Source organism: Dietzia sp. UBA5065 (genome assembly GCA_002415925.1).
In the GTDB taxonomy this organism is placed as follows: Bacteria; Actinomycetota; Actinomycetes; order Mycobacteriales; family Mycobacteriaceae; genus Dietzia.
The window spans coordinates 343-4,806 of record DIAZ01000141.1 but is presented as its reverse complement, the minus strand read 5'-3'; the positions used below and the strand labels follow the sequence as shown (position 1 = coordinate 4,806).

The 4,464-nt window shown below is 73.2% G+C and carries 4 protein-coding genes and 1 pseudogene; 1 reads left to right on the top strand and 4 read right to left on the bottom strand.

The window, feature by feature from the left end; translation table 11 throughout:
• The 4 genes and pseudogenes from B4M60_RS11355 to nth form a co-directional block, all read right to left on the bottom strand.
• On the bottom strand, positions 1–1,130 hold a 1,130-nt coding region (locus B4M60_RS11355), incomplete at its 3' end, for a MarP family serine protease (protein WP_291083837.1).
• A 185-nt stretch (positions 1,131–1,315) separates the two neighbouring features.
• Positions 1,316–1,981, bottom strand: a pseudogene (locus B4M60_RS11350) (NUDIX hydrolase); the annotation flags it as partial.
• Between the two features lie 80 nt (positions 1,982–2,061).
• A complete protein-coding gene (locus tag B4M60_RS11345) occupies positions 2,062–2,730 on the bottom strand; it encodes a TlpA family protein disulfide reductase (protein WP_291083831.1) in 669 nt (222 codons plus the stop codon).
• Complete coding sequence (nth, locus tag B4M60_RS11340; protein WP_291083828.1) at positions 2,727–3,521, bottom strand: endonuclease III; 795 nt, start codon at positions 3,519–3,521, stop codon at positions 2,727–2,729. Before nth ends, B4M60_RS11345 begins: the two co-directional genes overlap by 4 nt.
• 325 nt (positions 3,522–3,846) lie before the next feature.
• Here nth and B4M60_RS11335 point away from each other — a divergent pair.
• Positions 3,847–4,464: Crp/Fnr family transcriptional regulator (locus B4M60_RS11335; RefSeq protein WP_291083825.1), on the top strand; the 618-nt coding region annotated here is incomplete at its 3' end.

Below are 4,464 nucleotides of genomic sequence, written 5' to 3'. Positions count from 1 at the left end.
GGCAACACCTGCTCGACGGTGAGCGCGTACCCGGTGTCGGCGGCATCCATCGCGGCGCCGAACACCACACCCACGACCTCGCCCTCCGGTGTGATCAGCGGCCCGCCCGAGTTGCCCTCACGGACCGTGCCCCGGAGGATGTACACCTCGCGCTCGACGGTCTGCTCGCGGTAGATGTCCGGACCACGCAGCGTCACCCGCTCCCGGATCCGGGCCGAGTCCGCCCGGAAGGGGCCGTTCCCGGGGAAGCCCACCACAACAGCGTCGTCGCCGGTCCTGGACCGCCGCTCGGCGAAGGGCAGCACCGGCGCCTCCAGACCGGGCACGCGGAGGACGGCGATGTCGACCCGCGGGTCGTAGACCACCACGTCGGCGTCCAGCTCCTCGTCACCGACCACGACCCTCACCGAGCCGGTGCCCGCCACCACGTGCGCGTTGGTCATGACGAGCCCGGGGGCGGCCACGAAGCCCGACCCCTCGAGCGCCCGGCTGCAGGACTCCGCCCGGCCCAGGATCTTGAGCACCGACGGCTCCACCCTCGCCACCACCTCGGATCCGGCGAGAACCGGGTCCGGCGGCGCGACCTCCTGCATGGGGGTGGTGCCGAACGGGCCGAGGATGTCCGGGAACCCGGTGGTGCCGAGCATGGCGGTGAACGCGGCGGGGATCTTCTGCAGTTGCTCGGGCGCGACGTCGTCGATCTTGGCCAACACCGAGGACCCCCGCACCGCCTTGCCCGGGCCGGGGCCCTCCTGGGCCGCGATCGGGACGGCCACGAGCCACGCCACGAGCAGCACGGCCGCGGCCTGGAACACGGCGCCGACCGTGCTGTCGAGGAGCTTGGCCCCCGTGCCGGAGATGTAGCGTCGGGCGGCGCGACCGATGGTCACACCGGCGACCTGGCCGACGATCACCATCACCGCGATGATCGCGAGCCCCGCCACGAGCCGACCCACCGGCGCGTCGATCTCGCGGACCAGGTGGGGCGCGACGAGCAGTCCCGAGGTGGCGCCGATGCCGACGCCCAGCAGCGCGAATCCCGAGGCGGCGGCGCCGTTGATCCAGCCGGAGATCGCCGCGGCCGCGGCGAGGGCGTAGAGCGCGAAGTCGAGCCACTGCGAGCCCGTCACCGGTATCCCCTGCGGGGGTTGTCGGCGGGCAGGTCGAGCGGCTCCTCGGCGGTGGCAGGGACGGCGGTGGCGGGGGCCGCGTCCGGGAAGGCAGACCGGGCTCCCGGCACCCCGGCGACCGTCCGGTCCGCCAGCGGGTCGGAGGACTCCCGTCGCGCCTCCTCGGCCGACATCCGGTACCGCTCACCGTTCGCCGAGGCCGCCAGGGTCTCCTCGAGGTCGCGGATGTCGGTGGTGTCCCAGTCCAGGTCCCAGCCGGCGGAGTGGAACATCGCCGCGATGATCCCGGCGGTGAAGCCCCACACCACCAGGTCGTCGTGGAGGAACGCCGGCCCGGTCCAGCCCGTGGAGTGCCGGAGCAGGAAGCGGTTGGCCGGGTCGAGGAGCTCGCCCACCGGCACCGTCATGACGCGCGAGGTCTCGCCGGCGTCCACGACCCCCACCTCCATCGGTTCGCGCCAGTACCCCAGCACCGGGGCCACCGAGTAGTTGGAGACGGGGATGTACAGCTCGGGCAGCACCGCGAGCACATCCACGCCCGAGGCCTCAAGTCCCGTCTCCTCCCACGCCTCGCGCAGCGCGGCCTCGACCGGGCCGCTGTCGGTGGGGTCGACCCCGCCGCCGGGGAACGAGACCTGTCCCGAGTGGCTGCGCAGCGTGGGCGCGCGGTGGGTGAGCAGGACGCGGGCGTCCTCCGGGGGCGTCGGGCCCGGCGCATCCGCGGAACCGGAGAACAGCACCAACACGGCGGCGTCGCGGTGCGGGCGCCCCACCTCGTTGGGCCCGCGGTCCTCCGGGGGCCTGCGCCTGGGCAGCAGCCCGTCGAAGCTGCCGTCGGTGCACGCCGCCATGAGCGGATCCATCCAGCCGGGGTGCGGAACGCCGGTCACGTCGCCGGGCCGGGGCACCGGCCCGCTCCGCCCGGTGCCGGTCACGCGGCCACCCCCAGGTACTCCTCCACGGCGTCGAGCACGTCCCGCTCGCTGTCCATCGGTTCGACCAACACGTGCGCGACGGTCCCGTCGGCCCTGACGAACACCGTCAGGGGCAGGACGGGCGGCGCGCCCAGCAGGGTCGGCAGCTCCTCGTCCTGGTCGGAGACGGAGATCAGATCGTCGATCCCGAGCGCGGCCAGGGTGTCGAACCCCTTGGTCTCCGACGGGTCGGTGTGGGAGAGCACCACCGCGACGTCGCCGCCGAGCGCGGCCTGCGCGTCGCGGATCGCGGGCAGCTCGCGGCGGCACGGCTCACACCAGTACGCCCACAGGTTGACCACCATCGGCCGGCCCGCCTGGATCTTGCCGAGCGTGGTGGTCGACCCGTCGTCCATGCACCGCACCATGAACCCGGCCACCGGGCCGTCGGTGGTGGCCGGAACGGCGCTGTCGCGGCAGGCCGGCAGCCCGGCCGAGGCGCGGGTCCCCGCGTCGACCACCGTCTGCGGCTCGTCCGCCGGGGGCGCGCCCACCGGCGGCGCGGTGGGGGTGGACGCGGCTCGGCCGCCGGCCTCGTCGTCGTCGGCCAGGGTGGAGAGGAGGGCGACGACGACGCCGACCAGCGCCACCAACGCCACCAGGGACCATCTCAGCGAGGCGCTCACACCCGATCCCCCAGCCCGACCAGTTCCAGCAGGTGGTCGCGTTCGGGTCCCGCCACGAGGCGGGCGGCGGCCACGGGATCGAGCGGGCCGGCCTCGCCCGCGGAGGGGCAGTCGTCGGCCAGGACGCACGCCCCGCAGGCCGCCGTCCGCGCGTGGCACACCCGACGCCCGTGGAAGATGATCCGGTGGCTGGCGTCGGTCCAGGTCGCCCGCGGGAGCAGGCGCGCCACCTCACGCTCGATGCGCACCGGGTCCGTGGCCTCCGTCCAGCGCCACCGCGCCACCAGCCTCATGAAGTGGGTGTCCACGGTCAGGCCGGGCACCCCGAACGCGTTGCCGAGCACCACGTTGGCCGTCTTTCGCCCGAAGCCGGGGAGGGTGACCAGGTCCTCGAGCCGCCGCGGCACCTCGCCGTCGAACCTCTCCACCAACGCCGCGCCCAGGCCCTGGATGCTCCGGGCCTTGTTGCGGTAGAAGCCGGTCGGCCGGATCAGGGCCTCGAGCTCCTCGGGATCCGCGGCCGCGTAGTCTGCGGCCGTCCGGTAGCGGGCGAACAGCGCCGGCGTGACCTCGTTGACGCGCTTGTCCGTGCACTGGGCCGACAGGATTGTGGCCACACTCAGCTCGAGCGGATCGGAGAAGTCCAACTCGCAGTACACGTGGGGGAACGCCTCCTCGAGGGTGCGGAGCATGCGGCGGGCTCGACGGGTGCGCCCGAGGTCGGTTTCCACCCCCCTCGCGGCCGCCCCCCGTCTGCGGCGCGTCGTGGAGGCCGGGGCGGGGTCGGGCATGAGTCCACATTACGGCCCGCCGGACGAGCGGGTCGGCCCCCCGCCGACACGCCGGCTGTGTGTACCGGCGTCCGGGGGTGTTTACTCGGGGGCATGCAGGGAATCCTCGTCGTCCTGGTCCCGGTCCTCCTCGCCGGTTTCGCACTCCTCATGGACCGGTTCGAGAACGCGATCCTCGACCAACCAGAGCAGATCGACGACTGACGTCCCGCTCCGACCGCGCGTTGGGCACATCTCGGGCGATCTACCGGCTACAGTGGCTTTCGCCACACGCACGCCATGGCGCGGACACCCATGTCCACGCCCGAACGGAGGGTCACAGACTGTGACGATCGATCGCCGCACGGACCAGTCTGCCGACGACGTGCTCACCCGGGCCGGAATCTTCCAGGGTGTCGAACCCGCCGCGATCTCGGCGCTGCGAGCCGACCTCACCGCCGAGGAGTACTCCAAGGGTGACGTGATCATCCGCGAGGGCGAGCAGGGCGACAGCCTGTACATCGTCACCTCCGGCAAGGTGAAGCTCTCCCGCAAGGCCCCGGACGGCCGCGAGAACCTGCTGTCCATCCTCGGCCCGTCCGACATGTTCGGCGAGCTGTCCATCTTCGACCCGGGCCCGCGGACCTCCTCGGCCGTGTGCGTGACCGACGTGGCCGTGCAGTCCATGGACCGCTCCGCGCTCAAACGCTGGATCGCCGAGCGCCCGGAGATCTCCGACCAGCTGCTCCGCGTGCTGGCCCGCCGCCTGCGCCGCACCAACAACAACCTCGCCGACCTGATCTTCACCGACGTCCCCGGCCGCGTCGCCAAGGCCCTGCTGCAGCTGGCCCAGCGCTTCGGCACGCAGGAGGGCCCCAACATCCGCGTGACGCACGACCTCACGCAGGAGGAGATCGCCCAGCTCGTCGGCGCCTCCCGCGAGACGGTGAACAAGGCGCTGGCC